A 23,663-nucleotide genomic window follows, 5' to 3' on the forward strand; every position below is an offset into this window, starting at 1 on the left:
AAAGAAATACGATATTTTAAAAATGGTTACAGATTATAAAAGAATTGATCTATTTGGAAAAACATTTATTCAGAAAATAGATTTAAAATCACCTTTTGAGTTTGCTTTCCCGGAAGCAGAACAGGCCTGCTTTTTATATATGCTGAAAGGTTCTATGAAGTATCAGTCTGAAGATGACCATTTGGAAATTCCTAACCGACACTCACTCCTGTTGAACTGCATCGATTCCAAAAAGAAGATTCTTGATATCAATCCGGACATCGAAACTGAAATTGTAATTGTCACTTTTCATCCAGATGTATTAAAAACAGTTTATGACAGGGAAGTTCCATTTATTTTTCGGACAAATAATAAGGTGACCAACCAATGCAGAAGTGTGATTAATAATGATTTTTTGATACAAAAATATATTGAAGGGCTTTTATTTTATTTTGAAAATCCGTCATTGACGAGCGAAGAGATTTTAATCCTCAAGCTACAGGAAATTGTTCTTTTATTATCACAGACCCAGGATGCAGAAACAATACAGGTGATACTGTCGCAGTTATTTTCCCCGGCCAGATATACTTTCAAACAAATTATAGAAGCTCATCTGTTTTCGCAGGCCGGTGTACAGGAGCTTGCAGAAAAAACTAACCTAAGCGTATCTTCATTTAAAAGAGAATTTAAAAAAATATACCATGATTCTCCGGGAAATTATATTAAAAACAGAAGACTGGAAAGAGCCGCGGAATTGCTTGTAATTTCAGAAGAAAGGATTTCTGATATTGCCTTTGACTGCGGATTCAATGACCCGGCTAATTTTACCAAAAGCTTCCATAGCAAATACAATATTTCACCAACAAATTACCGGTTAGAAAACAAAAAAGGATGAGCTGAATAGCTTGATACCTGCTATATTCCGCTATTTTACAAACCAATCTGCGGATTTCTTCTTCAGGCATTAAAATATTGAACCATATTACCAAGTAATTGACCTTATCGCCAAACCCATTTTCTTTTTTGAATTGCATTTTTGCAATGTCAATTTAATTAATCAAATTTTTAAAATTAAAGTTATGGGTTTATCACAATTAGGTATTTTTCATACCGTTATAGGCATTGCAGCCATCATTGCAGCTTTTATATCATTAATAAAAAATGGAAAAATAGATCTTAGCGGGCTGTCCGGAAAAATCTATTTTTATTGTACTTTGGTTACTTCTTTAACTGCTTTGGGCCTATCCAGTGTTAAAGGTATCAATCCCGGCCATATTCTCTCTCTGATCATTGTAGTGCTGATCCTGGCTGCATATTTTCTTTATTCGAGGAAACAGGGAAATAACCGCTCCCGTTTTTTTGAAAACTTCTTTTTGTCATTCAGCTTTTTTCTGTCATTACTTCCTACCGTTAATGAAACATTTACCCGTATTCCTGTCGGGCATCCTTTAGCCAATGGCCCGAAAGATCCGTTAATTGGAAAAACCATTCTTTTCATTCTTATATTGTTTATCATAGGCTCTGTTCTGCAGTTCAGGAAGCAGAGGAAAATCAATAAGTATTTGCCAAAAAGTGTGGAAGGAGACAGCGGGAATTAAAAGTGCTTGCAAGATTTTAACTGTAAATGTTTCACAAAATTTAAATTGAATGCTGAAAGAAGTTTTCAACATATTAAAAGAGGTAATGTTACTACACCACCTCTTTTTTATAAAATTTTTGGAATATTTGAATCAATGTAATAAGTGCTGATGGTCTGCTTTTTTTGAAATGCCATCTGTCCTTTTTACGGGCAATGTTGTTCACTCTCAATTGATCATTATGTAGATTTTTTTTATTTTTGCAATATGACAATGACAGTAATGTTATAAAACCCTTTGCGCTTAGTTCTTAAGCATTTCGCTAATACAATTTATTGGCGTTGTTCTTCATATACTTTTAACATAACTAATGAGACCAGCTGTAGTTGGTGTCTTTTCATTAGTTTTAAACTCAATTTTTTATGTCAGATTTTTTAAATATAACTGAAATAGAACATTTTGTACAAAATGGTTTTATTCGTATTGATCATGCATTTTCACAGGAAATTGCGGATGAGGTATTGGATATTTTATGGAAGGAAATCCCTTTTGACAGGTCAAACCCGGAAACCTGGACAGAACCGGTCATCTGGTTGGGGATGCACTCTCAGCCACCTTTTGTCAAATCGCTGAACACAGCAAAATTACATTCAATTTATAATCAGTTAGTGGGAAAAGACAGATGGGTTCCCTGCCAGAGCGTTGGAGCATTTCCTGTAAGATTTCCATCAGCCAGTCAGTCGAATGATACAGGAAAGCATGTAGATGCAGGTTTTCCGGGGAAAGATCCGAATAATTATTTTGAATGGCGTGTAAACATTAAATCAAAAGGAAGAGCTTTACTGATGCTGGCATTGTATTCAGATGTAAGTGAAAATGATGCACCCACGGTCATTTATGAGGGTTCTCATATGGATATTGCGCGACTTTTGGCTGATAAAGGGGATGAAGGTCTCTCATTTTTACAAATTGCTAATGAATCTGATAATCTGCCGGAAAGAAAAAAAATATTTGCGATAGGCAAGGCAGGAACTGTATATTTATGCCACCCTTTTCTGGTGCATTCAGCCCAGTCTCACAAAGGAGCAGTCCCCAGATTTATGGCGCAGCCACCATTGTTTTTAAAAGGTGAATTAAACATTTCAAATGATAGTGTCTATTCACCTGTTGAGCAGGCCATTCGCCTGGCATTGGATTGATAAAGAAAAATCTGTAATTTACTTCTGCGATGTTTGATTACAGAACCAATTAAAAATGGCGCTGCTTTGAGAAAGGTGGCGCCATTTGGCTTTTGAGACAAAGACGGGATTATTTTCAGTTGATAGCAACTACTGTAATGATTGAAAGAAAGTTTCACATAATTTTTTTACTGATCTGCATTTCCGTAAATTTGGTCAGTAAAAAAATAAATAATCTTAAGTAAGAATGGAAAAGTATAATTACGGAGTTATCGGGCTCGGTGTAATGGGAAGAAATCTGCTTTACAATATTGCTGATAACGGTTTTAGTGTAGCGGGATTCGATCTGGATAATGAAAAAGTAAATGCACTTCATGAAGGTGCCACTTCGGGAACAGAGGTTAAGGGAACAGCTTCTTTGGAAGAATTCACATCCTTACTGGAGACTCCACGCAAGATTATTCTAATGGTTCCTGCCGGAGCACCGGTAGATGCTGTTCTGGAAAGTATAACACCGCTTTTGAGTCCAAAAGATATCGTAATTGATGCCGGAAATTCTTATTTCAAAGATACCGAAAGACGTATTGCTGCTTTAGCTTCTCAAAACCTTCACTTCATGGGAATGGGGGTTTCCGGAGGTGAGCAGGGGGCAAGAAGAGGACCCAGTATCATGCCCGGAGGAGATCTGGAAGCATTTAAGACCGTTCAGCCTATGTTGGAACTGATCGCAGCAAAAGTTAATGGAGAAGCCTGCACTGCTTATATGGGGAAAGGTTCTGCCGGAAATTATGTGAAGATGGTGCACAACGGAATTGAATATGCGATTATGCAGCTGATCAGCGAGGCCTACGATCTTTTAAGAAAAGGAGCAAATCTGAACAATGAACAGCTTTACGAAGTTTTCAAAAAATGGAATGAAGGCGAAATGAATTCCTTCCTTATAGAAATCACAAGAGATATTTTTCAGCAGAAAGATGAGCTTACAGACGGTTTTCTTATCGATCAGATTTTAGATAAAGCAGGAGCGAAAGGAACAGGAAAATGGACTTCTGAGCAGGCAATGGAAATTGGTGTCTCTATTCCCACAATTGATATCGCAGTCACTTCCAGGATTTTATCAGCTTATAAAGAAGAAAGAACAGAAGCATCCCAATTATATCCCAAAAACCAAATAACAGCACCGGAAAATACTGAATTATTCATCAAAGAGGTGGGTGAAGCATTGTATTTGGCTACGTTAATCAGCTATGCACAAGGTTTGGCATTATTGGTAAAAGCGTCTAAAGAATATCAGTTTGAAATTCCTTTAAAAGATGTTGTGAAAATCTGGAGGGGAGGGTGTATCATCCGTTCTGTTTTACTGGAAAAATTCTATTCGGCATATACTCAAAACCCGGACCTGTCAAATATTTTATTGAATAATGAAATCTCTGAACTTGTAAATTCTAAAATCGGCTCTTTAAGAAAAACAGCCGCTTTTGCAGTTTCAAATGGTATTCCGAGCTTGGCAATCCAGTCCGCGCTGGGATATTTTGATGCGTACACTACAGATACTTTACCTGTTAATCTTATCCAGGCTCAGCGTGATTATTTTGGAGCACATACGTATCAAAGAACTGACAGAGAAGGAATTTTTCACACCCAATGGCAAAACTTAAATAACTAATCGGATGAGTGACAATACAATCCTGCATCCAACTACTATCATCATTTTTGGAGCAACAGGAGATCTGGCAAAAAGAAAGCTTTTTCCTGCATTTTATAATTTATATGTCGATGGCAGAATGCCTAAAGGCTTTAATATTTTAGCTTTAGGAAGGGCTGAAAATACAGATGAAAAATTCAGGTCGTATATTAAAGAAAATATGGAGACCTTTTCAAGAAGGACTGTGACACCGGAAGACTGGGCTGGTTTTCAGGCGCATATCACTTATTTTCAGCATCAGCTGGATGAGGAAAAGTCTTATCAGAATTTATTTCATAAGCTGGAAAATTTTGATCACGTTTACGGCATGCGCGGCAACAGGCTTTTCTATTTGTCCATTGCGCCGAACTTTGTATCGGTTATTTCAAATCATATTAAGAATACCTCAATAGCTTCAGATTCGGCAAAAGACCGGATTATTATTGAAAAACCTTTTGGATATAATAAAGAGTCTGCCATTGAGCTTAATAATCTTCTTTCTGAAACCTTTAAGGAAGAGCAGATTTATCGTATAGATCATTATCTTGGAAAGGAAACGGTTCAAAATATTTTAGCATTCAGATTCGGAAATTCAATTTTCGAGCCTTTGTGGAACCACAGGCATATAGAATCTGTTCAGATTACTGTTGCAGAAGAAGTGGGAGTTGAGACCAGAGCAAGTTTTTACGAGCAGACGGGTGCTCTGCGTGATATGATTCAGAATCACCTTTTACAAATTCTCTGCATGGTTGCCATGGAGCCGCCGATTTCACTGGAGTCTGGAGAGATTAGAGACCGTAAAGTGGATGTTTTAAAATCAATCCGAAGAATTTCTCCTGATAAAGTAGATCATTATGCCGTGAGAGGCCAATATGGAAGAGGAAAAGTAAATGGTGTAAAGGTAAGCGGCTATCGTCAGGAAGAAGGTATTGCTTCTGATTCCAATACGGAAACCTTTGCAGCCATCAAGTTTTATCTCGATAACGAAAGATGGGAAAATGTTCCTTTCTATGTTCGTACAGGGAAAAAAATGAAGGAAAAGCATTCTTATATTACAATTCAGTTTAAGCCTCTTCCGCATTCTACGTTTTCGGAAAGTACATCGCTTCTGTCGGCTAATCGGTTAATTATTAATATTCAGCCGCAGATGGATATCAGATTACAGTTTATGTCAAAAAAACCAGGCCTTTCATTAGAATTGAAGCCGGTAGAAATGATCTTTGATAATTTTGCCTGCCAAACTGATACTCCAGAAGCTTATGAGACACTTTTATTGGAGGCGCTTGTGGGTGATCTTACGTTATTTATGCGTTCGGATCAGGTAGAGGAAGCTTGGGATGTTGTCAAAACCATTCAGGAAACCTGGGAAAAAAATAGCGATTTCTCTTTTCCGAACTATGAAGCCGGAAGCTGGGGCCCTGATGACAGCAATGCGCTGGTAGAAAGACAGGGTCATGAATGGGTTTAAACTTAATAATAAATAAAATGAATATTACAATATTTGATACACTGGATAGCTTATATAAAAAGGCAGCCGATAGGTTTGTAGAACTTTCAGAAAAATCTATCCAAAAGCACGGCAAATTTGTTGTTGCATTAAGTGGCGGATCTTCTCCGAAAGCCATTTTCAGTTTATTGGCGAATAAAGAATATGCAGATAAAATAGAGTGGAATAAAGTGTATTTTTTCTGGGTAGACGAAAGATGGGTACCCCTTGAAGATGAAAAAAGTAATGCTAAAATGACTTTTGAAACACTCTTCAATAATGTTCCCGTAAATAAAGATCAGATTTTTCAGATGTATAAAACCGGAACCGAGCCTCAGGATTATGCTCAGGAATATGAGGCGCAAATCAGAAATGTATTGGGCAGTGACGGTATTTTTGATTTTATTCTTTTAGGAATGGGTGATGATGGTCATACGGCTTCTTTATTCCCGGGTGAAAAGATCTTGCATGAGAAAGAAAAATGGGTAGATGCCTATTATCTGAAATCTCAGGAAATGTTCAGGATCACACTTACTGCGCCGATCATTAATAAAGCTGAAAATATACTGGTGGTAACCTTTGGAACATCAAAAAAACATGCTTTGAATGAAGTTTTAAACGGAGCATACAATCCTGAATTATATCCGCTTCAGCTCATCGAAAAGAAAGGCAGCGTTGAGGTTTTTACTGACCGGGAAGCAGGTGCCTGATGTTGATTCATATATAGTTTCACCTGGTATCTCAACAGCTAAGATTGTTAAAACTCAGTTACTACGGTAATGTATTATTTAAAAGAGGTTTGGATTATCCGGGCCTCTTTTTTATGTAAAAAATAAATTTATCCGCTGTTTTTTCAGAACAAAACAGCAGTAACAACTCCGTTACCAATGACTTTTGAACTGTCTGAAATCTCAAAATCCATTCCTTCGTACAGTTTTTCAAGAAAAGGTTCAGCATCAATTAAACTAATATTTACCGTAGCAGAATCTCCGGGAAAGATAAGTTCTGTATCTTCAAACATGTGAGATCCCGTGTAAGATTTCGATTCATAAGGAAATGTAAATGTCGACCGAAAACCAGATGAGATGGGAGAAACGAGCCCGCCTTTTTCAGAATGATAATAATTGATTAATGCTGTAAAGTGTAAGTTTTTTTTCATAATGATATTAAGTCAACATTGATTAAACTTTGAGTTATACCTTTATTTAAGGGCAATTTTCAAAAATCGGATTATTAATTTTTGATGGATCTTGTTAATTATATTCTATTTTCAGGTATAATAATCTTCAACCGATTGATGAGCTTTAATTCTGACCGAATATGTCACTTATCTCATCAATACTAGAATTTTATATTGGAAATAAAGATTAAAATGAAAGTTATTCAGTTTTTTATATCCTTTCCTTTTTTGTTGTTTTTACCGGAATAAGATCACAGGGAGACTTTGATATTTCCTTAATTTTTGGATTTTTAGCGATGACTTTTTCTAAAAAATCCCGATTTTTATCTCCCCAGACATTCATAGCATCAATAATAGGCATCAGTGACCTGCCAATCTCGGTAAGTGAATATTCTACCTTAGGAGGTAATTGGGGATAAACTTTTTTTTCTATCATTCCGTGCTCTTCAAGCTCTTTCAGCTGTACATTCAAAACACGGCGTGTGGCGTCCGGCAGTATTCTCAAAATTTCACTCGGCCGTTTCACATCCATATAAATAGCATTGAGTAACGCCGGCTTCCATTTCCCGTTGAGTATTTCTCTGGTCAGGTGAAGGCCGCAGTCAATCGTAAGAGGAATCTTTTTTTCGTACATAAGATTGAAATTTAGAACAAAAATACTCATAATACCCAAAAGATACATAGGGATAAATTTATCCCTATAGCATTAATTTCTCCTATATTGTTATTTTATTGTTATTGGCTGAACTTTGTTAGGGTAAAATTTAAAATAAACAACAATGAAAAATACATCACAGCCGCTTTTAGAGGAATATCAGCTAGGAGATTTAAAACTGAAAAACAGAGTCGTAATGGCTTCACTCACTCGTGCAAGAGCTTCTAATCCCGGCTTGGTAACTACAGCGGTGATGGCGGAATATTACGCACAACGTGCTTCTGCCGGGCTCATCTTATCAGAAGGTACCTGGGTAAATCCACAATCTATAGGTTTTATTAATGTTCCGGGGATTTATACCCAAGAGCAGGTAGAAGGATGGAAAGCTGTAACCAAAGCTGTTCATGATAACGGAGGACTGATTTTTTCGCAATTAGGACATATTGGTGCAGGCGCGCATCCTGATCTGCAGAACGGAGAGCTTCCTGTAGGGCCGTCAGCAGTTAATATACAGTCGCAATCTTTCACTCCGGAAGGTTTTAAAAATACCGTAACCCCTCGTGAAATGACGGTTGCTGATATCAAAAAAACCATTCAGGATTATAAAAAAGCTGCTCAAAATGCAAAAGATGCAGGTTTTGACGGCATGGAGGTACATGCAATAGTCGGAATGCTTATCCCTCAATTTCTTAGTACAGCCACCAATAAACGAACTGATGAATATGGTGGAAGTATTGAAAACCGTTCCCGAATTGTCTTTGAAATATTAGATGCCATCATAGAAGTTTGGGACAGTACGCGTGTTGCGATAAAATTTTCTCCTGTCATGCTAAGTAATGTCGGAATCGTGACGCCCGACGATGAAACTATTGATTTATTCAAATATATCCTGAATAAACTGGAGCACTACAATTTAGCTTTTGTACATATCGTAGGACCATCGGAAGACTTATCGGGCACGCCTGTAGAAGCATTGCAGGAAGATTATTTCTCTCATTTCCGCAATAATTACAGTGGAAGAATCTTGGCTAACTTAGGTTTTTCAAAAGAAAGTGGCAATGCAATTCTAAATGAAGGTAAAGCAGATTTGGTGTCTTTTGGGGAGCCTTTTATTGCAAATCCCGATCTGGTGGAACGTTTTCAAAATAATTGGCCTCTGTCAGAAAGCGACAGAGATACATATTATTCGGGTGGGGAAAACGGCTACATTACGTATCCTAAAGCAGAATATTCTCAATCTGAAAGATAAGTTAATAAAAGACCAGAGAACATAATTACGCACAAATAGAGAGATTCTTTTTACAGGATCTCTTTTTCGGTATTATATTAAAAGGCTTTGGTCTTTCTGATAAACCCGGCGGAAAATATAATCGAGAATGCGACAATAGTTGGTTTAATCTTTATTTTGCTTTGATTATTTTTACCTTCACATAAGATTTTACGAAGAATTTAATAGAATGTTTAGAGTTGCTAAGTGCTTTTTCTTTTAATATTGAAAGAAAAACGATTTACTTATATTTGTCCCGCAAAGCAAATTCAAATGTTCAAAAAAGTAATCACTGTATTTATTCTTAGCTTTTACACGGTTTTTTGTTCGGCTCAACAGGTTCGACCTTCAAAATCATCTGAAATTTACCGTGAAATCAAAACCCTTAAAAATATTCCTAAAGTTTTATATCTGGCGGCTCATCCCGATGATGAAAACACAGGATTACTCTCCTGGCTAATCAACGATCAAAATGTAGAAACGGCCTATTTATCACTAACAAGAGGTGACGGCGGTCAAAATTTATTGGGTACAGAGCAGGGTGCTGCATTGGGTTTAATCAGAACACATGAGCTTTTGGAGGCAAGAAAATTAGACGGTGCCCAGCAGTTTTTTACCCGCGCGATTGATTTCGGATTCTCTAAAAATACGACCGATACCTTTAAACAATGGAATGAAGACAGCATTGTTGCTGATGTCGTTTGGGTCATCCGTAAATTCCGTCCTGATGTGATCATTTGTCGTTTTCCACCTACTGCTGCGGCAGGGCACGGACAACATGCCGCTTCGGCTGTGGTAGCAGAAAAAGCTTTTAAGCTGGCGGGCGATAAAACAGCTTTCCCGGATCAACTGAAATATGTAAATACATGGCAGCCAAAACGAATGTTATGGAATACGTTCCGCTTCGGTGGGATCAATACGACAGCTGAAAATCAATTGAAAGTTACCGTTGGGCAATATGATGCTCAGTTGGGGATGGGGTATGGTGAACTGGCAGGATTAAGCAGAAGTTTACATAAAAGCCAGGGTGCAGGAACGCAGTCTGTAGCTGGGATCAAAACTGAATATTTTAGTCACGTTGCCGGTGATCCTGCAAAATCAACGCTTTTTGATGGAGTAGTTAAAACGTGGACTGCAAAAGGAAATGTTCATATTGATCAGGAATTAGATAAAATTATTTCCACTTTCAATTTTAATAAACCTGACTTGAGTTTGCCCGCTTTGCTTGCTTTAAGAAAAAAAATCATGGCACTGCAAGATTCAGACCTGAAAATGGATAAACTTAAATCACTTGATAATATCATTTTAAGCTGTGCCGGATTTATGGGTGAAGTAGTGACCAATCAGGCTGAAGCTGTTGCCGGGAACAACTATAATTTCAGATTAAATCTGATTTCAAGAGCTGAAAATCCTGTCGTTCTGGAAAATGTAAAGTGGTTAGGTCAGTCAGAAAGCTTCAACAGAAAACTCTCAAAAGATTCCTTAATTACCATTCAGCATGACATTCAGATTCCTGCAGATGCAGCGTTCACAGAACCGTATTGGTTAGCAAAACCAGCCACGAACGCGGCAATTTTCTCTGTTCCGAATGATACTTTAGTCGGTTTGCCGGAGACAGAATCACCCCTGAATGTTTTGCTTGATTTAAAAATCGCTTCGGAAAAGTTTCAGGTTAAACTTCCTTTATCATTCAAAAAATTAGATCCTGTGCGTGGTGATGTGGTCGAAGCCCTGCGCATCGTTCCTGCCTTGGAATTGAAATTTACACAGCTTCTTTATTTAGTTAAAGAAAATGAAGATTTACATTTGAGTTTAAATGTTAAAGTTAATTCCAGCAAAAAGTTCAGTAATGGTAAAATAAACTTAATGTATAACGGAGAAAAATTGGGTGGCGGCGAATTAAAGTCGATCAATGGGAAAGATTTTACTGTTGATTATATTATTCCAAAGGCTAAACTTGCCTCTATTAATTCAAATCGTTTGCAATTGGATGCTAATTTTATTGCAGATGGACTAGCTTACAATAAAAAACAGGTATTAATTCAGTATCCGCATTTGCCTTTTTTACAATATTTTGCACCTGCAACGGTAATTGTGATGAAAGGTGATATTCAGGTGAAGGTTAAAAAAGTGGGTTATGTACAAGGTGCGGGTGATTTCATTCCTGAGTTTCTGCGCATTGCAGGTATTCAGGTAGATGTCCTGAAAGACGAAGATTTTTATGGTAATTTAAATGAATCTGACGGAAATATCAGTCAGAACAAGCTATCGCAATATGATGCCATCGTATTGGGTGTTCGTGCCAATAACACAGAGAAAAAGCTGGGTCGATGGATGCCTTTTTTATGGTCTTATGTAAAATCCGGAGGTAATCTGGTGATGCAGTATAACACGAATCAGGATACAACCGTTAACCAATTGGGAATGTACAGTTTCAGTATCGCCAATAAGAGGGTTACCGAAGAAAATGCTGAGGTTACATTTTTAAATCCAAATCATAAACTCCTGAACTTTCCAAACAAAATTACTGCGGACGATTTTAAAGGCTGGGTACAGGAGCGCGGTGCCTATTTTCCTGATCAATGGGATGCAGCCTATGAACCGCTTTTTGAAATGCACGATACAGGGGAAGAGCCCCTGCAGGGATCAACTTTATATGCCAAATACGGGAAAGGTAATTTTATTTATACACCGTTGGCATTTTTCAGACAGCTGCCTGCGGGAAATGTTGGGGCGGCACGTTTATTCTTTAACTTTTTATCTGCACAGAAAAACTGATGAACAATCAACTTAAAAACTGGAACATCTGGTACGTATTATTAGCCGTTGCATTAATATTTCAGATCGCATTTTATTATTGGTTTACTAAATATTGGGCATGAGCAATATAGATTGGACAGTTCTCATTTTCACACTGGTTGCAGTGGTTGTTTACGGCGTATTTATCGGTCGTGGACAAAAAAGCAACGCTTCATACCTGAAGGCAGATAATAAAATGCCGTGGTATATTGTGCTTCTCGGTATTATGGCTACGCAGGCCAGTGCTATTACGTTTCTTTCGGCACCGGGACAGGCGTATACAGACGGAATGCGTTTCGTTCAGTATTATTTTGGTTTGCCATTGGCGATGATTGTGATCTGTATTACTTTCATCCCGATTTTTCAGCGTTTGAATGTTTATACGGCCTATGAATATCTGGAAAACCGTTTTGATAAAAAAACAAGGGTTCTCACTTCACTGCTTTTCCTTTTTTCCAGAGGCTTGTCAACAGGAATCAGCATTTACGCTCCGAGTATCATCTTATCAAGCGTTTTAAACTGGAATATTTATGTAACCAATGTTTTAACGGGTGGAATTTTGTTGATTTACACTTATGTTGGTGGTGCCAAAGCGATCGCTCACACCCAAAAATTACAGTTTCTTATTATTTTGGGAACAATGGCTTTTGCAGGATATCTTTTGATTCAAAATATGCCGAATGGAATTGGTTTTACGGATGCGCTTTATCTTGCGGGGAAATCAGGAAAGCTTAATGTAATCACCACAGAATTTGACTGGAAAGATAAATACAATATCTGGAGTGGCTTAATTGGCGGTTTTTTTCTGGCACTTTCTTACTTCGGTACAGACCAGAGTCAGGTTGGAAGGTATATTACTGCTAAAGACAATACCAATGCAAAAATGGGTTTGCTATTGAACGGACTGGTTAAAATTCCGATGCAGTTTGCTATTCTCCTGATTGGTGCTCTGCTTTTCGCTTTCTTTTCTCTGAAGCCGGCTCCTATTTATTTTAACGAAAGATCTTATCAGCATTTAAAGGAAACAAAACCTGAACAGGCTGCAGTTTTTGAAAAAGAACATCAGGATTTACAAATAAAATTCAATGCAGAATCGAAAGAAATTCTAAAGCTGAAAGAAATTCAATCTCCTCAACTTAATAAAACAATTGAGGATTTTAAAAATACACAAACCGAGGTTAAAAAACTCCATGGAAGAGTAGAAGAGGCTATCAACAATTCAAACTATAATGCGGAAAAAACAGATACGAATTATATTTTCCTTTATTTCGTGAAAAATACACTGCCCGTCGGGATGATCGGCTTATTGTTTGCCGTTATTTTTCTGGCCAGCTGGGGCTCCATTTCGGCAGCGTTGAATTCTCTTGCCGCCTGCTCATTAAAAGATGTTCATTTGATATTCAGAAAAGAAATTCCAGATGATGCTACCGAATTGAAGTACAGCCGCTTGCATACTTTAGCATGGGGTATTTTCTCAATTGGTGTTGCGATGTTTGCGACTCAGATGGGGTCTCTTATTGAAGCGGTTAATGTATTGGGCTCTCTTTTCTACGGCCCGATATTGGGGATTTTTCTTGTTGCTTTTTACTATAAAAAAATCACTGGTTCCAATGTATTTATTGCTGCTATTTTATCAGAAATTGCGGTTATTGCCGTTTATAAGTTTGATATCGTTTCGTTCCTTTGGCTCAATGTAATTGGAGCCGCGGCAGTTATTATATTTTCTGCAGTCGGGTTGCTATTTTATAAGCCGAAAGCCGTAAATTCGTAAACGAACAAAACAAGAACAAATAAATAAAAATAGTATGAAAACAATGATTAAATCTGCTACCATGGTTTTGGCTGCAATAACGATTTCAGTAAATGCTTTTGCACAGGAAACTAAAAAACCTGCGAGCCCTCCGGCTACTGCAACAGGAAAAATTAAAGATGCAAATATTACAATTGCCTACAGCAGTCCTTCCGTGAAAGGACGTACAATCTGGGGTGGTTTGGAAGCGTATGATAAAGTTTGGCGTGCAGGTGCCAATGAAGCGACTACCTTCGAAACGGATAAAGATATTACCGTTCAGGGTAAAAAACTTCCTAAAGGTAAATATAGCTTTTTCTTAATCCCTAAAGAAAGCGGAACATGGACTGCCATTTTTAACAAAGAAGCCAAACAATGGGGCGCTTACAAATACGAACAGGCAAAAGATGCTTTACGTGTAGATGTAAAAACAAAAGCTTTACCAGCAACACAGGAAAATTTAGTTTATAAAATAAACAATAATGGATTCACAATGGATTGGGATAAAATCTCAGTTCCTGTAGAAATAAAATAAAGGTAAATGAGAAATTAGAAAACCTAATTATCATGATTTCTGTTTTAAAAGAAAAATCCTTTCCGTAATTGGAAAGGATTTTTGCGTTTATACAACCGGACTCACCCCACCATCAACCAAATAATTCGCACCGGTTATATATTGTGCTTCCGGAGAGACCAAAAATGTAACCAGATTTGCAATTTCTTTTGGTTCAGCCATTCTTCCCAAAGGGATGGCGCCCCAAATTTTACTTACCATATTTTCAAATGCTTCTTCTGTCGTAATATTTGAAGATTTAGCAAAACCTTCAATAAAATCCTGCATCAGCGGCGTTTTTACTACGCCCGGTGAAACTGCATTTACACGGATTCCTTTCGGTCCGACCTCGTTTGCCAATGCTTTTGTATAAGCATTTAATGCAGCTTTGGCAGCAGAGTAGGTCATTGTTATTTCCCAAACTGGTTGTTGAGCCGCGTATGTAGAAATATTGATGATGACACCGTTTTTCTGTTCAATCATGGAAGGTAATAATGCTTTATTGACGCGTACTACTGATAGTAGATTCAATTGGAAATCATTGATCCAATCCTCATCGGAAAGTGAGCTAAAACTTCCGCCTTTACTTAAATTGGCTCCTGCATTATTTACAATAATGTCTATTTTTCCAAATTTCTCCAAAATTTCTTTTGCGATAATTTCGGCACTTTCAGGTAGAGTCAAATCACTTGGAATGAAATGATATCCGTTCGTATTTTCTTCCGGCTTATTTCTCGCTGTTACGATAACCGTTGCACCAGCATTATGTAATTCGTCGGCAATTGCTTTTCCGATTCCTTTTGTACCGCCCGTTATGAGGGCGATTTTTCCGTTCAATTGAGTCATAATTTTTAAATTATAGTTAAGATTTATTTTGAAACATTTGTTTTAGAAATAGATAAAAAAATTTATTTCACTTCTACGGCAAATTCATTTATCGGTAAACGTACTTTTTTGAGATTTGTATTCCAGTCATTTTCAGCATCTCTATAACCTAAAGCCAGCATCACCGCTGTTTTCAGTCCTTTTTCTTTGAGTTTTAGGACTTCATCAACATTTTGCGGGTCGAAACCTTCCATTGGTGTTGCATCAACCTTTTGTTCAGCTGCTGCGATTAATGCCGTTCCCAATCCTATATATGCTTGTTTTGCAGCCCAAACTGAACTTTGTTCTGCAGATTGATCAAGATGCCAGCTTTCTAATGCTGTTTTTAAACCTTCCAGTTCAGAAATGGGTGTTCCTCTTTCTTTTATAATGAGGTTGATGTAATCATCAATGTGTTCTTTCGTGATTTTTTGAAATGAAGCAAACACTAAAAGATGCGACGCCTCCTCAATTTGAGCATTGAAAGAATCTGCCCGCAATTTTTTTTGTATTTCTTTATTTTGGATTACAAATACTCTGTAAGGCTGCAGCCCGCCTGACGATGCAGAGAGATTAACAGCTTCGATGATTTTATCCACTTTTCCCCGCTCTACTTCTTGGAGACCAAATTTTTTTGTGGTGTAACGCCACTTCAAATTTTCTAATAATGACATTCTTTTTTGAATTTAAATTGTTAATACTTAGATTTTATTTTGAAATATTTGTTTCAAAATTGGTTAAAAAATTTTTTATCGTTTTAATTGTCGAATCACGAATTCTGCCATATCTAAAATTTTATCAGGATTTTGATGCAAAACAAAAGAATTGTACCAACCGCTGACTACACTCATTAGATAATCTGAAATCATTTCAGGATTTCCGTTTTTTGGCATTTCATTTAGATGCTGGGCTTTTTCTATCAGGTTTTTAATAAATTGGTGGTTGAAATGATCGTAAGAGTTTATTATCGTATTAATTTCCGCGTTTCCGCCTTCGGTTTCAAAAGTCGTTTTCAGACACAAACAGGTATTCGGTTCGGTCGTAATAATATTTGCGGCATCTCTGATGAAATTTTCAAGTGCCTCAAAAGGAGAACCCCAATGCTTGTAACGCTCTTCAATTGATTGAATCCGAAACTGAGTATAATTTTTGATACACTTGATAAATAGCTGTTTTTTATCACCAATCGTATTGTAAAGACTGCTGCTATTGATTTGCATAGCATCTGTTAAATCACGCATAGATGTTGAGGCATAACCTTTTTTCCAGAAAACTTTCATTGCTTTCTCTATTGCTTCTTTTTCGTCAAACTCTACTAATCTTGCCATAACGTTGCAAATGTATAAAAATATTTTGAAACAAATGTTTTAAAATTAAAAAATTAAAAATCTGCGAAGAATAAAACTTCAAATACCGGTCTTGTGACCTTGACGAGTGTTTCTTCAAACACTTTCATTGATGATTTCATTTTTATCGTTTCTTGTTCATCATAGGGGGATTGCTTTTCTTAAGATATAAGAAAATGAAGAAATTAAAATTTGAACACTTTAAACAAATTATCAAGAATTTAGACAAAGAGAAAGAGCTTCTTAGCCAAAAAGAGACTACAGGAAGTAAAGATAAAACGGTAAATGCTGATAAACCCATGATGTCTAATGAAAAGGAAAGTAAAATCTTAACATTATTGCAAAAATTTGAAAATTCAGAATTATATACTGATAATAGTATTTCACTTTCATATTTAGCAACGTATTGCGAAACCAACGGAAAATATCTTTCTTATATCATAAACACATATAAAAAAAATGATTTTAATAATTACATCAACACTTTAAGAATTAATTATATTATCAGGAAATTAAAAAGCAGCCCGAAATACAGAAAGTATAAAATTGCTACTTTAGCCGAAGAATCCGGTTTTTCATCACTTAGCTAGTTTTCTCTTGTATTTAAGCAAATAACTTCCATACCTCCTTCTCAATTTATAAAGTATTTAGAAGGAAAAATAATATAGTTTATCTTAAAAGTAAGATAGATGTACCCTGTGGAACGGAACATTTTATATTGTATGAGACTTTTTTGATTTGCTTTTAATCATCATGAATATACTTACAGTATTGTGATGAACCTCGTTTACTTTTTGTTCACAACTAGTTGTTTGTTAACAATAGAAAATTGAGTATTAGTATTGATTAAGAATGAATAATTAAAAACGGCACCATTTGTCTAAGAATGGCGCCGTTTGGCTGTTTGTGACCAAGACGAGCGTATCTTCAAACACTTTTATCGATGATTTGGTTCGATTGAGCCAAATTAAACAAGAATTACAAAGCTCATTTTTATCAATTAGTTTTTTTTGAATTGAAAAATTAAAAAACTTTATTTCAATTTAATTTCGAACATTAAAAATAGGTGAGTTTGGAATAGTTAGCTTTTAGTTGGCTTTGCCTGTCTTGTACCAAAAACCGAAGAAATATCAAAACATTTGATAGAAGATTTAGAGAGAATTTCACAATTATCAGGATTGCAACATTAAGCCTTTTTAACAATATCATATCGCCTTTATCGGAGAAAAAAATCTATGTATTTCTAATTTAAAATTTAGTTTTACCGATAAGGTTTATTCTAAAATGAGAGTGAATGTTTATTTATTAAAAACCATTATGTTATTTAGAACATATTATTGTAGCTGTGTCTTTTAAAAAGTTTAACTATTCACTGCTAAATTAAAACGATGTTACTTGAGAAAATGTAGTTATGGATAATTTCATAATTGAATGCCATATTCAAAAAAGTGTCTTGTTATAAGCCAACTTTTTCTGTTATCTCAATTTCTATTATTATACATAATACTTTTTCTTTAACCATAGACTTGCTCTTATCAGCAAAATTAGAACCGGAACTTCTACCAAGGGGCCGATAACCCCGACAAAGGCCTGCGCAGAGTTGATGCCGAAAACAGAGATCGCAACTGCGATTGCCAGTTCAAAATTGTTTCCTGTGGCTGTAAATGCAATGGAAGCATTTTTGTCGTAAGGTACTTTCATCGATCTATTGATAAAGAAGCTGACAAAGAACATCAGAACAAAGTACACCACGAGTGGTATCGCAACTTTTACAACGTCCATCGGTAATTCTACTATTTTTTCACCTTTCAGACTGAACATTAAAACAATGGTAAATAATAACGCATACAAAGTTATAGGAGAGATTGCTGGTACAAATTTTCTGTTGTACCAATCCAAACCTTTTGATTTAACTAAGAAATATCGGCTTAAGAACCCAGCCAGAAATGGAATGCCCAAATAGATGAGAACGCTCTCGGTTACATCTTTCATTGATACACTTACATTGAAATTGGCCAATCCTAATTTTCCAGGTAAAACATTGATGAATAACCAGACAAAAAAACTGTAGGTGAATATCTGAAAAATACTATTTAAGGCGATCAGTAAGGCGGCATATTCTCTGTTTCCTTTTGCCAGATCGTTCCACACGATGACCATTGCAATACATCTTGCCAAACCGATGAGTATCAATCCTATCATATAGTCCGGCTCACTTCTTAAGAAAATAATGGCCAGTATAAACATCAATATGGGACCGATGATCCAGTTTAACAGAAGTGATATAGTGATTACCTTTTTGTCTTTAAATGCAATAGGCAATAAAGAGTAATCTACTTTTGCGAGGGGAGGGTACATCATCAAGATCAATCCAATTGCCAGAGGAATGTTGGTTGCTCCTACAGAAAGCGAATTGGTAATGTTTGTTATTTCGGGAAATATATATCCTAAGCCTACTCCGACTGCCATGGCAAGAAATATCCAAAGTGTTAAGTATCTGTCGAGAAATTTTAATTTTGGTTGCATACTGTTTTAATTTATTCCTGTTGTTTTACTTCTTCTTTCCATAATGATGGTGTCACGCCAAATATCTCTTAGCTTTCCGATTTTTTCACGATAGCCTATCATTCTGAAGCCCGAACTTTGATGAAGAGCCACTGTTGCTTCATTCTCAGGAAACATACCGCTTTGCAATGTCCATATGCCGTTCCTTTCACTTTCTTCTATCAGTTTTTGCATTAAGGCTTTTCCAATGCCTTTTCCTTTATGATTATTGGAAATGTAGATGCTCAATTCTGCCACACCACCATAGACACATCGGTCACTCACTGCCGAGAGTGCAGCCCAGCCAACAACCGTGTTGTCAATTATAGCAACCAATCGACTGTGTTTTAGTTTACCTTTGTCCCAATCCTCCCAAGTCGGAACAGTGGTTTCAAATGTGGCATTGCCTATTTCAAGTCCTTGCCTGTATATTTCCGCTATGTCTGGAAAATGCTTCTTGTCTGTTGGTATTATTTCCATTCTATTTGTCTATCTGCGAAAAAACATAAAACATCTCTGTGGCGATTTGCAAACTTCTCTCAGTATAGATCTGCATCTGTTCCGGTGTGTTGTCTGAAGATTTGGGGTCATCGTATTTGATAGGAAATCTACCTTCTCCTCCAATCACTAAAGGGCAACCTTCATCGGCATTGTTGCACGTCATAATCGCACCAAATTCTTTTTTGGGATTAAAATCGTTGCTGTATTTTTTTGAAAAGCAGATGATAGGAGCTTCATTTTCTGCATACTTTACTGCATAGACAGGATTTGCATTGTCAATCAGCATCTGAATCTGAAATCCTTGATTTTCCAATGTTTCAGCCACTTTTGGAAACATTGCGGTCGCTTCTGTACCTCCAGAATAACAATACACGCTCTTAATACCAAAATGGAAAGCCATGGTCTGCGCCCAGATCTGGGACAGGTGACTTCTTCGGCTGTTGTGGGTACAGATAAAATTCAGTCTGACTGTCTGATTTGCTTTCGATTTACTTTGGATGTAATCTGCTAATGGCTGCAAAACAGTTTTTCTTTCTTCGGTAATAGAGTCTATAGAAATTGATTCTATAATCTTTGAAATGGTCTGGTTCATTTTTATTTATTTTATTAGTATCGATAAACGGACTTCTTTTTAATGGTAAGCATACTAAATACTCATCAAAATATAGCCTAATAATGCACCTCCTAAAACGATAAACGCACTATTGATCTTTTGATATTTGAAAATAACAAAAGCACTGATCAATGCAATAGTGATCGTGCGCCAATCCGTAACGGCTTCTTTACCCATTGTAAAGCAGACGGCAATTATGATCGCTACAGAAGCTACATTGACGGCATCAAGAAAAGCCGATAAGCTTTTATATCCGCGTATCCGTTTCATTAGTGGATTGAGCAATGCAACGAAAATAAATGACGGAAGGAATATGGCAATGGTAGAAAAGATGGCACCCGATAATCCATTGATCTGATAACCGATAAAGGTTACAGAAGAAAAGACAGGTCCCGGTGTGAACTGACCCACCGCGATCGCATCCATTAATTGCTGTCTGGTGATCAAGCCTTTTGCAACCAATTCTGTATCGAGGAAAGCAAAAAGAACATATCCGCTTCCATACAGTATTGAACCGATTTTCAGGAAAATCCAGAACAATTTGACATTTGTTTCTGAAAGAAAATTACTTTGACCGACCTTGAAAAATAATAAAGGAACAAAGCCCTGCATAGTGTTACCATTATTCGTGTTCTGAAACGAGAATACAACTATGGCCAGTAGCCCAGCACCAAACATTAGATAAATCTCGCTGATTCCTGATAAGGAACCTAATAATACAGCCATACCGACCAAAGCAAGGAATGTAGATTTGATCGACTTCTTTGCCAATGGATACACTGCGCCGATGATTACCGCAATGATCGCAGGCTTAATACCGTAAATGAACGGTTGAACTTGGGGCAGCTGTCCATATTGATGATATAAAAAAGCGAATATTCCTGTGATCAAAACGGCGGGAAAAATAAAGCACAAGCCGGCTGCTAGCAGACCTTTCCATCCGCCTTTGTCATAGCCGATGTGTATTGCCATTTCGGTACTGTTGGGGCCGGGGATAAGGTTGACAGCTCCTAAGAGATCAAGAAAATGCTGTTCGTCCATCCATTTCCTTTTGACCACCACTTCGTTCTGCATCATTGCGATGTGAGCGGCAGGACCGCCAAATCCTATAATGCCCAGTTTGAGAAAAAGAAGAATGATCTCTTTTGTGTTGACCTTATTTTCCATTTGGGATCAGTTTTTTATCGAGTGACCGACAACTTGCACCTTTGATCAGCAAAAGAATACTTCCGAAAAGCATCGCCCAGTCGGTTCCGCTTCCGTGTAGCAGTTCCATACGGATCAAAATGATGGTTTTGCTATTGTCAGTAAGATTAAGCTTTAGCATTATCAGAAATGGTGTTTCTTCTTTTGAAGCTGCAGAATACAAAATTCTGAATGGTTTCAAAAGGTGTCTTATGATCAACAGAAAAACACTCGATCCCTTCAAAATATTTCTCAAACCGATCTGTCATTGTCTGTTCTGAATATTGTTTAATATCGATACCGCTGCATTTTTTTGGTCCCAGCTTCGAAAAGGTACCGATTACCATCATTCCATTTCTGGAGATCGCATTTCCTGTAATTTCTATATAATGATTCACATCATTTTCTTCGGTCAAAAAATGAAAGGCCGCCCTGTCGTGCCAAAAATCGTATTGCTCTGTTGGTCTGAAATCCAAAATATCTTCGGTGATCCATTGTACTTTGTCGGCTTTGCTTCCTAGTCTTGCTTTTGCCCGTTCTATTGCTGTATGGGAAATGTCGAGCACTGTAATATCTTCATACCCTAACTCAAGCAAATGATCCACAAGAAAACTGTCCCCTCCGCCAACATCAATGATCTTAGCGGACTTGGCTAAATCGAGCTGACAGATGAATTTTAAAGAGGTCTCGGGATCAGGCTGATACCAGCTTACTGTTTCTAAAGGTTTGTTCTGGTAAATGTTTTCCCAATGCAATCTTTTGTCGAATGCTTCCATAAAGAAATTGATTTAGCAACAGTCTCCTCCAGGTTTGCACGTATTAGTATTATTAACAGGCAATTCTGCCAGATTCTTCTTCAGTTTTTCCGAAGGAATTCCGCAAGCATCCTGAGCAAGACAAGCAGTGGTCTTACTTTTCAGAACAAAAACTTTCCCATTGAATTCCAGATCATATTTGCCAATTGTATTGCTTTGATATTCCACTTCGATCTCATTATTTTCAATCCCTAAATTTTCTTCAGAAAGTTTGATAATATTAAGCAGTTTTCCGGGTTTTAACCTGTGCTCGTAGTCGTCCGCATTCCATAACTGGAAATTGACCACTGATTCCTCACGGATCACTCCGCCACAATCAATGAATTTTTTATTAATTTGTCCGACCTCCGTCACGTGGAAATGCTCAGGCACAATAGTCCCGTCTTCCAATTGAAACTCTACATTCTCCAATGTTGGCAAGATCTCTTTTATTTGTCCTAGTGTCATAGTATTTTGTTTTAATTATTTTTAATTTAATGGATACGATTTGAAAGTCTAAAAATATATTTTACTAATGCAATATTTAAAAGTAAAAAATGCATCAACAACATTTTTGATCAGTAACGGTATTAATGATCTTTGAAAAGTAATCCTTCATGATCTCGAAAGTATTTTCATCGATACAGTAGCATACTGAATTTCCCTCAATGTTACCTTTTATCAAACCGGCATTTTTTAGTTCTTTCAAATGCTGGGATATGGTGGGTTGTGCCAAGGGTAATTCATTGACGATGTCTCCCGTGATACACGTATTTACCTTGAGCAGGTATTCTATAATAGCAACTCTGGCAGGATGTCCCAATGCTTTTGCTATCACTGCTATTTTATTTTGTTGATCTGTAAAGTGATCCGTCTTTGTAGCTCCCATGTTAATTTAATATTGCAATATTACGATATATTTAATTGATAAGAAAATTAATTGATGTAAAATTGAAAATTTATAAATTAATGTAAATTCGTAGAATATTTTCACATAATGAACCCAAATATAATTTCTTCCGAATTCAGTTCTTCTAAGGAATTAACTGATATGCTTTATCAAAACGGTATCCTGAAAACATATCACGAAGGAGATATTATTCTGGATGAAAATGCGTCCATACGCTCCATTCCGATTGTAATGAAAGGATTGTTAAAAGTAATAAGGACAGAAGAAGACGGCAGAGAAATTTTACTATACTACATTAAAGCAGGTGAAAGTTGCATTATGTCGTTTCTTGGTGGGATGCACAATGAGAAAAGTATTGTAAAGGCCGAAGTGGAGGAAGATTCTGAGATCTTGTTTTTACCAATGGATAAAGTTACATTATTCATCAAAGAATATCCGGAATGGCTGGATTATATTTTCAGGCTGTATCACAAGCGTTTTGAAGAATTGCTCGATATTATCAATGCGATCGCTTTCAAAAAAGTAGATGAAAGATTACTTGATCTGCTCTATAAAAAATCTGAAAACTCCCAATCTAAAACCATCGTAATCACACACGAACAGCTTGCCAATGAACTCGGAACAGCCAGAGTAGTGGTGTCAAGACTTCTGAAACAGCTGGAAGATTCCGGTAAATTGAAATTGGGAAGAAACAAAATTACACTCTTGGATCCCATATAAATTTCCCTATGTAACAAAAGTAGCTGTACGGCTCCCCGG

The 23,663-nt window shown here is 36.8% G+C and carries 25 protein-coding genes; 12 read left to right on the forward strand and 13 right to left on the reverse strand.

All coding sequences use genetic code 11. The features are described 5' to 3' along the window. The first annotated feature begins 22 nt into the window (after positions 1–22). The 6 genes from H560_RS0114270 (at position 23) to pgl (ending at position 6,614) form a co-directional block, all read left to right on the forward strand. Positions 23–874 (forward strand): helix-turn-helix domain-containing protein, encoded by an 852-nt coding sequence (locus H560_RS0114270; protein WP_027380676.1) that lies wholly within the window; start codon positions 23–25, stop codon positions 872–874. A gap of 184 nt (positions 875–1,058) precedes the next feature. Next, entirely contained in the window at positions 1,059–1,577 is a 519-nt protein-coding gene (locus H560_RS0114275) for a hypothetical protein (protein WP_027380677.1), read from the forward strand. Between the two features lie 401 nt (positions 1,578–1,978). Beyond that, the gene (locus tag H560_RS0114280) at positions 1,979–2,755 is read left to right on the forward strand and encodes a phytanoyl-CoA dioxygenase family protein (RefSeq protein ID WP_027380678.1); all 777 of its coding nucleotides are present in this window, start codon (positions 1,979–1,981) and stop codon (positions 2,753–2,755) included. A gap of 226 nt (positions 2,756–2,981) precedes the next feature. Continuing rightward, the gene (gene gndA, locus H560_RS0114285) at positions 2,982–4,400 is read left to right on the forward strand and encodes an NADP-dependent phosphogluconate dehydrogenase (RefSeq protein ID WP_027380679.1); all 1,419 of its coding nucleotides are present in this window, start codon (positions 2,982–2,984) and stop codon (positions 4,398–4,400) included. Between the two features lie 4 nt (positions 4,401–4,404). Further along, the gene (gene zwf, locus H560_RS0114290) at positions 4,405–5,886 is read left to right on the forward strand and encodes a glucose-6-phosphate dehydrogenase (protein WP_027380680.1); all 1,482 of its coding nucleotides are present in this window, start codon (positions 4,405–4,407) and stop codon (positions 5,884–5,886) included. Between the two features lie 17 nt (positions 5,887–5,903). Then, positions 5,904–6,614, forward strand: a complete 711-nt coding sequence (gene pgl / locus H560_RS0114295; RefSeq protein ID WP_027380681.1) for a 6-phosphogluconolactonase — start codon at positions 5,904–5,906, stop codon at positions 6,612–6,614. Between the two features lie 143 nt (positions 6,615–6,757). On the opposite strand, the gene H560_RS0114300 is transcribed toward pgl, so the two are convergent. Beyond that, positions 6,758–7,063, reverse strand: a complete 306-nt coding sequence (locus tag H560_RS0114300; protein WP_027380682.1) for a hypothetical protein — start codon at positions 7,061–7,063, stop codon at positions 6,758–6,760. A 232-nt stretch (positions 7,064–7,295) separates the two neighbouring features. After that, a complete protein-coding gene (locus H560_RS0114305; RefSeq protein ID WP_027380683.1) occupies positions 7,296–7,718 on the reverse strand; it encodes a winged helix-turn-helix transcriptional regulator in 423 nt (140 codons plus the stop codon). Between the two features lie 145 nt (positions 7,719–7,863). Here H560_RS0114305 and H560_RS0114315 point away from each other — a divergent pair, with 145 nt between their 5' ends. The 4 genes from H560_RS0114315 (at position 7,864) to H560_RS0114335 (ending at position 14,129) form a co-directional block, all read left to right on the forward strand. After that, on the forward strand, positions 7,864–8,988 hold the full coding sequence (locus H560_RS0114315) for an alkene reductase (protein WP_027380684.1): 1,125 nt from the start codon (positions 7,864–7,866) through the stop codon (positions 8,986–8,988). 291 nt (positions 8,989–9,279) lie between these two features. Beyond that, positions 9,280–11,784, forward strand: a complete 2,505-nt coding sequence (locus H560_RS0114320; protein WP_027380685.1) for a PIG-L family deacetylase — start codon at positions 9,280–9,282, stop codon at positions 11,782–11,784. A 100-nt stretch (positions 11,785–11,884) separates the two neighbouring features. Continuing rightward, positions 11,885–13,576 (forward strand): sodium:solute symporter, encoded by a 1,692-nt coding sequence (locus H560_RS0114330; protein WP_027380686.1) that lies wholly within the window; start codon positions 11,885–11,887, stop codon positions 13,574–13,576. A 34-nt stretch (positions 13,577–13,610) separates the two neighbouring features. Next, entirely contained in the window at positions 13,611–14,129 is a 519-nt protein-coding gene (locus tag H560_RS0114335) for a DUF2911 domain-containing protein (protein ID WP_027380687.1), read from the forward strand. An 87-nt stretch (positions 14,130–14,216) separates the two neighbouring features. On the opposite strand, the gene H560_RS0114340 is transcribed toward H560_RS0114335, so the two are convergent. The 3 genes from H560_RS0114340 to H560_RS0114350 all read right to left on the reverse strand — a co-directional run bounded on the left by H560_RS0114340 (position 14,217) and on the right by H560_RS0114350 (position 16,339). Beyond that, the gene (locus H560_RS0114340) at positions 14,217–14,993 is read right to left on the reverse strand and encodes an SDR family oxidoreductase (protein ID WP_034752933.1); all 777 of its coding nucleotides are present in this window, start codon (positions 14,991–14,993) and stop codon (positions 14,217–14,219) included. A 62-nt stretch (positions 14,994–15,055) separates the two neighbouring features. Next, a complete protein-coding gene (locus H560_RS0114345; protein ID WP_027380689.1) occupies positions 15,056–15,685 on the reverse strand; it encodes a nitroreductase family protein in 630 nt (209 codons plus the stop codon). Between the two features lie 75 nt (positions 15,686–15,760). Beyond that, positions 15,761–16,339, reverse strand: a complete 579-nt coding sequence (locus H560_RS0114350; RefSeq protein ID WP_027380690.1) for a TetR/AcrR family transcriptional regulator — start codon at positions 16,337–16,339, stop codon at positions 15,761–15,763. A 194-nt stretch (positions 16,340–16,533) separates the two neighbouring features. Between H560_RS0114350 and H560_RS0114355 the strand changes: the two genes are divergently transcribed. Then, the gene (locus tag H560_RS0114355) at positions 16,534–16,947 is read left to right on the forward strand and encodes a helix-turn-helix domain-containing protein (RefSeq protein WP_027380691.1); all 414 of its coding nucleotides are present in this window, start codon (positions 16,534–16,536) and stop codon (positions 16,945–16,947) included. Positions 16,948–17,851: 904 nt separating this feature from the next. Here H560_RS0114355 and arsB read toward each other — a convergent pair. From arsB to H560_RS0114395, 8 genes are all read right to left on the reverse strand, one after another. Further along, a complete protein-coding gene (arsB, locus tag H560_RS0114360) occupies positions 17,852–18,883 on the reverse strand; it encodes an ACR3 family arsenite efflux transporter (protein WP_027380692.1) in 1,032 nt (343 codons plus the stop codon). 6 nt (positions 18,884–18,889) lie between these two features. Continuing rightward, positions 18,890–19,381 (reverse strand): GNAT family N-acetyltransferase, encoded by a 492-nt coding sequence (locus H560_RS0114365; protein ID WP_027380693.1) that lies wholly within the window; start codon positions 19,379–19,381, stop codon positions 18,890–18,892. 1 nt (position 19,382) lies between these two features. Continuing rightward, positions 19,383–19,994 carry an arsenate-mycothiol transferase ArsC gene (locus H560_RS0114370; RefSeq protein WP_027380694.1) on the reverse strand — a complete coding sequence of 204 codons (612 nt, stop codon included), beginning with the start codon at positions 19,992–19,994 and terminating at the stop codon, positions 19,383–19,385. 54 nt (positions 19,995–20,048) lie between these two features. Further along, entirely contained in the window at positions 20,049–21,182 is a 1,134-nt protein-coding gene (gene chrA / locus H560_RS0114375; protein WP_027380695.1) for a chromate efflux transporter, read from the reverse strand. Continuing rightward, positions 21,172–21,342, reverse strand: a complete 171-nt coding sequence (locus H560_RS22980) for a hypothetical protein (RefSeq protein ID WP_155845015.1) — start codon at positions 21,340–21,342, stop codon at positions 21,172–21,174. Before H560_RS22980 ends, chrA begins: the two co-directional genes overlap by 11 nt. Continuing rightward, positions 21,329–21,976, reverse strand: a complete 648-nt coding sequence (locus H560_RS0114385; protein ID WP_027380696.1) for a class I SAM-dependent methyltransferase — start codon at positions 21,974–21,976, stop codon at positions 21,329–21,331. The genes H560_RS22980 and H560_RS0114385 overlap by 14 nt, the downstream gene beginning before the upstream one ends. Before the next feature lie 12 nt (positions 21,977–21,988). Then, on the reverse strand, positions 21,989–22,462 hold the full coding sequence (locus H560_RS0114390) for a DUF6428 family protein (RefSeq protein ID WP_027380697.1): 474 nt from the start codon (positions 22,460–22,462) through the stop codon (positions 21,989–21,991). 94 nt (positions 22,463–22,556) lie between these two features. Continuing rightward, positions 22,557–22,883, reverse strand: coding sequence for an ArsR/SmtB family transcription factor (locus tag H560_RS0114395; RefSeq protein WP_027380698.1), 327 nt, complete (start codon positions 22,881–22,883; stop codon positions 22,557–22,559). A gap of 108 nt (positions 22,884–22,991) precedes the next feature. Here H560_RS0114395 and H560_RS0114400 point away from each other — a divergent pair, with 108 nt between their 5' ends. Further along, complete coding sequence (locus H560_RS0114400) at positions 22,992–23,624, forward strand: Crp/Fnr family transcriptional regulator (RefSeq protein ID WP_034752935.1); 633 nt, start codon at positions 22,992–22,994, stop codon at positions 23,622–23,624. Positions 23,625–23,663 lie beyond the last annotated feature (39 nt).

The organism is Chryseobacterium daeguense DSM 19388, from assembly GCF_000430825.1.
GTDB lineage: Bacteria > Bacteroidota > Bacteroidia > Flavobacteriales > Weeksellaceae > Chryseobacterium > Chryseobacterium daeguense.

Coding starts and splice junctions, on each gene's coding strand:
- H560_RS0114270 (WP_027380676.1), top strand. CDS start 23: ATGGTTACAGATTATAAAAGAATTGATCTATTTGGAAAAACATTTATT.
- H560_RS0114275 (WP_027380677.1), top strand. CDS start 1,059: ATGGGTTTATCACAATTAGGTATTTTTCATACCGTTATAGGCATTGCA.
- H560_RS0114280 (WP_027380678.1), top strand. CDS start 1,979: ATGTCAGATTTTTTAAATATAACTGAAATAGAACATTTTGTACAAAAT.
- gndA (WP_027380679.1), top strand. CDS start 2,982: ATGGAAAAGTATAATTACGGAGTTATCGGGCTCGGTGTAATGGGAAGA.
- zwf (WP_027380680.1), top strand. CDS start 4,405: ATGAGTGACAATACAATCCTGCATCCAACTACTATCATCATTTTTGGA.
- pgl (WP_027380681.1), top strand. CDS start 5,904: ATGAATATTACAATATTTGATACACTGGATAGCTTATATAAAAAGGCA.
- H560_RS0114300 (WP_027380682.1), bottom strand. CDS start 7,063: ATGAAAAAAAACTTACACTTTACAGCATTAATCAATTATTATCATTCT.
- H560_RS0114305 (WP_027380683.1), bottom strand. CDS start 7,718: ATGTACGAAAAAAAGATTCCTCTTACGATTGACTGCGGCCTTCACCTG.
- H560_RS0114315 (WP_027380684.1), top strand. CDS start 7,864: ATGAAAAATACATCACAGCCGCTTTTAGAGGAATATCAGCTAGGAGAT.
- H560_RS0114320 (WP_027380685.1), top strand. CDS start 9,280: ATGTTCAAAAAAGTAATCACTGTATTTATTCTTAGCTTTTACACGGTT.
- H560_RS0114330 (WP_027380686.1), top strand. CDS start 11,885: ATGAGCAATATAGATTGGACAGTTCTCATTTTCACACTGGTTGCAGTG.
- H560_RS0114335 (WP_027380687.1), top strand. CDS start 13,611: ATGAAAACAATGATTAAATCTGCTACCATGGTTTTGGCTGCAATAACG.
- H560_RS0114340 (WP_034752933.1), bottom strand. CDS start 14,993: ATGACTCAATTGAACGGAAAAATCGCCCTCATAACGGGCGGTACAAAA.
- H560_RS0114345 (WP_027380689.1), bottom strand. CDS start 15,685: ATGTCATTATTAGAAAATTTGAAGTGGCGTTACACCACAAAAAAATTT.
- H560_RS0114350 (WP_027380690.1), bottom strand. CDS start 16,339: ATGGCAAGATTAGTAGAGTTTGACGAAAAAGAAGCAATAGAGAAAGCA.
- H560_RS0114355 (WP_027380691.1), top strand. CDS start 16,534: ATGAAGAAATTAAAATTTGAACACTTTAAACAAATTATCAAGAATTTA.
- arsB (WP_027380692.1), bottom strand. CDS start 18,883: ATGCAACCAAAATTAAAATTTCTCGACAGATACTTAACACTTTGGATA.
- H560_RS0114365 (WP_027380693.1), bottom strand. CDS start 19,381: ATGGAAATAATACCAACAGACAAGAAGCATTTTCCAGACATAGCGGAA.
- H560_RS0114370 (WP_027380694.1), bottom strand. CDS start 19,994: ATGAACCAGACCATTTCAAAGATTATAGAATCAATTTCTATAGACTCT.
- chrA (WP_027380695.1), bottom strand. CDS start 21,182: ATGGAAAATAAGGTCAACACAAAAGAGATCATTCTTCTTTTTCTCAAA.
- H560_RS22980 (WP_155845015.1), bottom strand. CDS start 21,342: ATGCTAAAGCTTAATCTTACTGACAATAGCAAAACCATCATTTTGATC.
- H560_RS0114385 (WP_027380696.1), bottom strand. CDS start 21,976: ATGGAAGCATTCGACAAAAGATTGCATTGGGAAAACATTTACCAGAAC.
- H560_RS0114390 (WP_027380697.1), bottom strand. CDS start 22,462: ATGACACTAGGACAAATAAAAGAGATCTTGCCAACATTGGAGAATGTA.
- H560_RS0114395 (WP_027380698.1), bottom strand. CDS start 22,883: ATGGGAGCTACAAAGACGGATCACTTTACAGATCAACAAAATAAAATA.
- H560_RS0114400 (WP_034752935.1), top strand. CDS start 22,992: ATGAACCCAAATATAATTTCTTCCGAATTCAGTTCTTCTAAGGAATTA.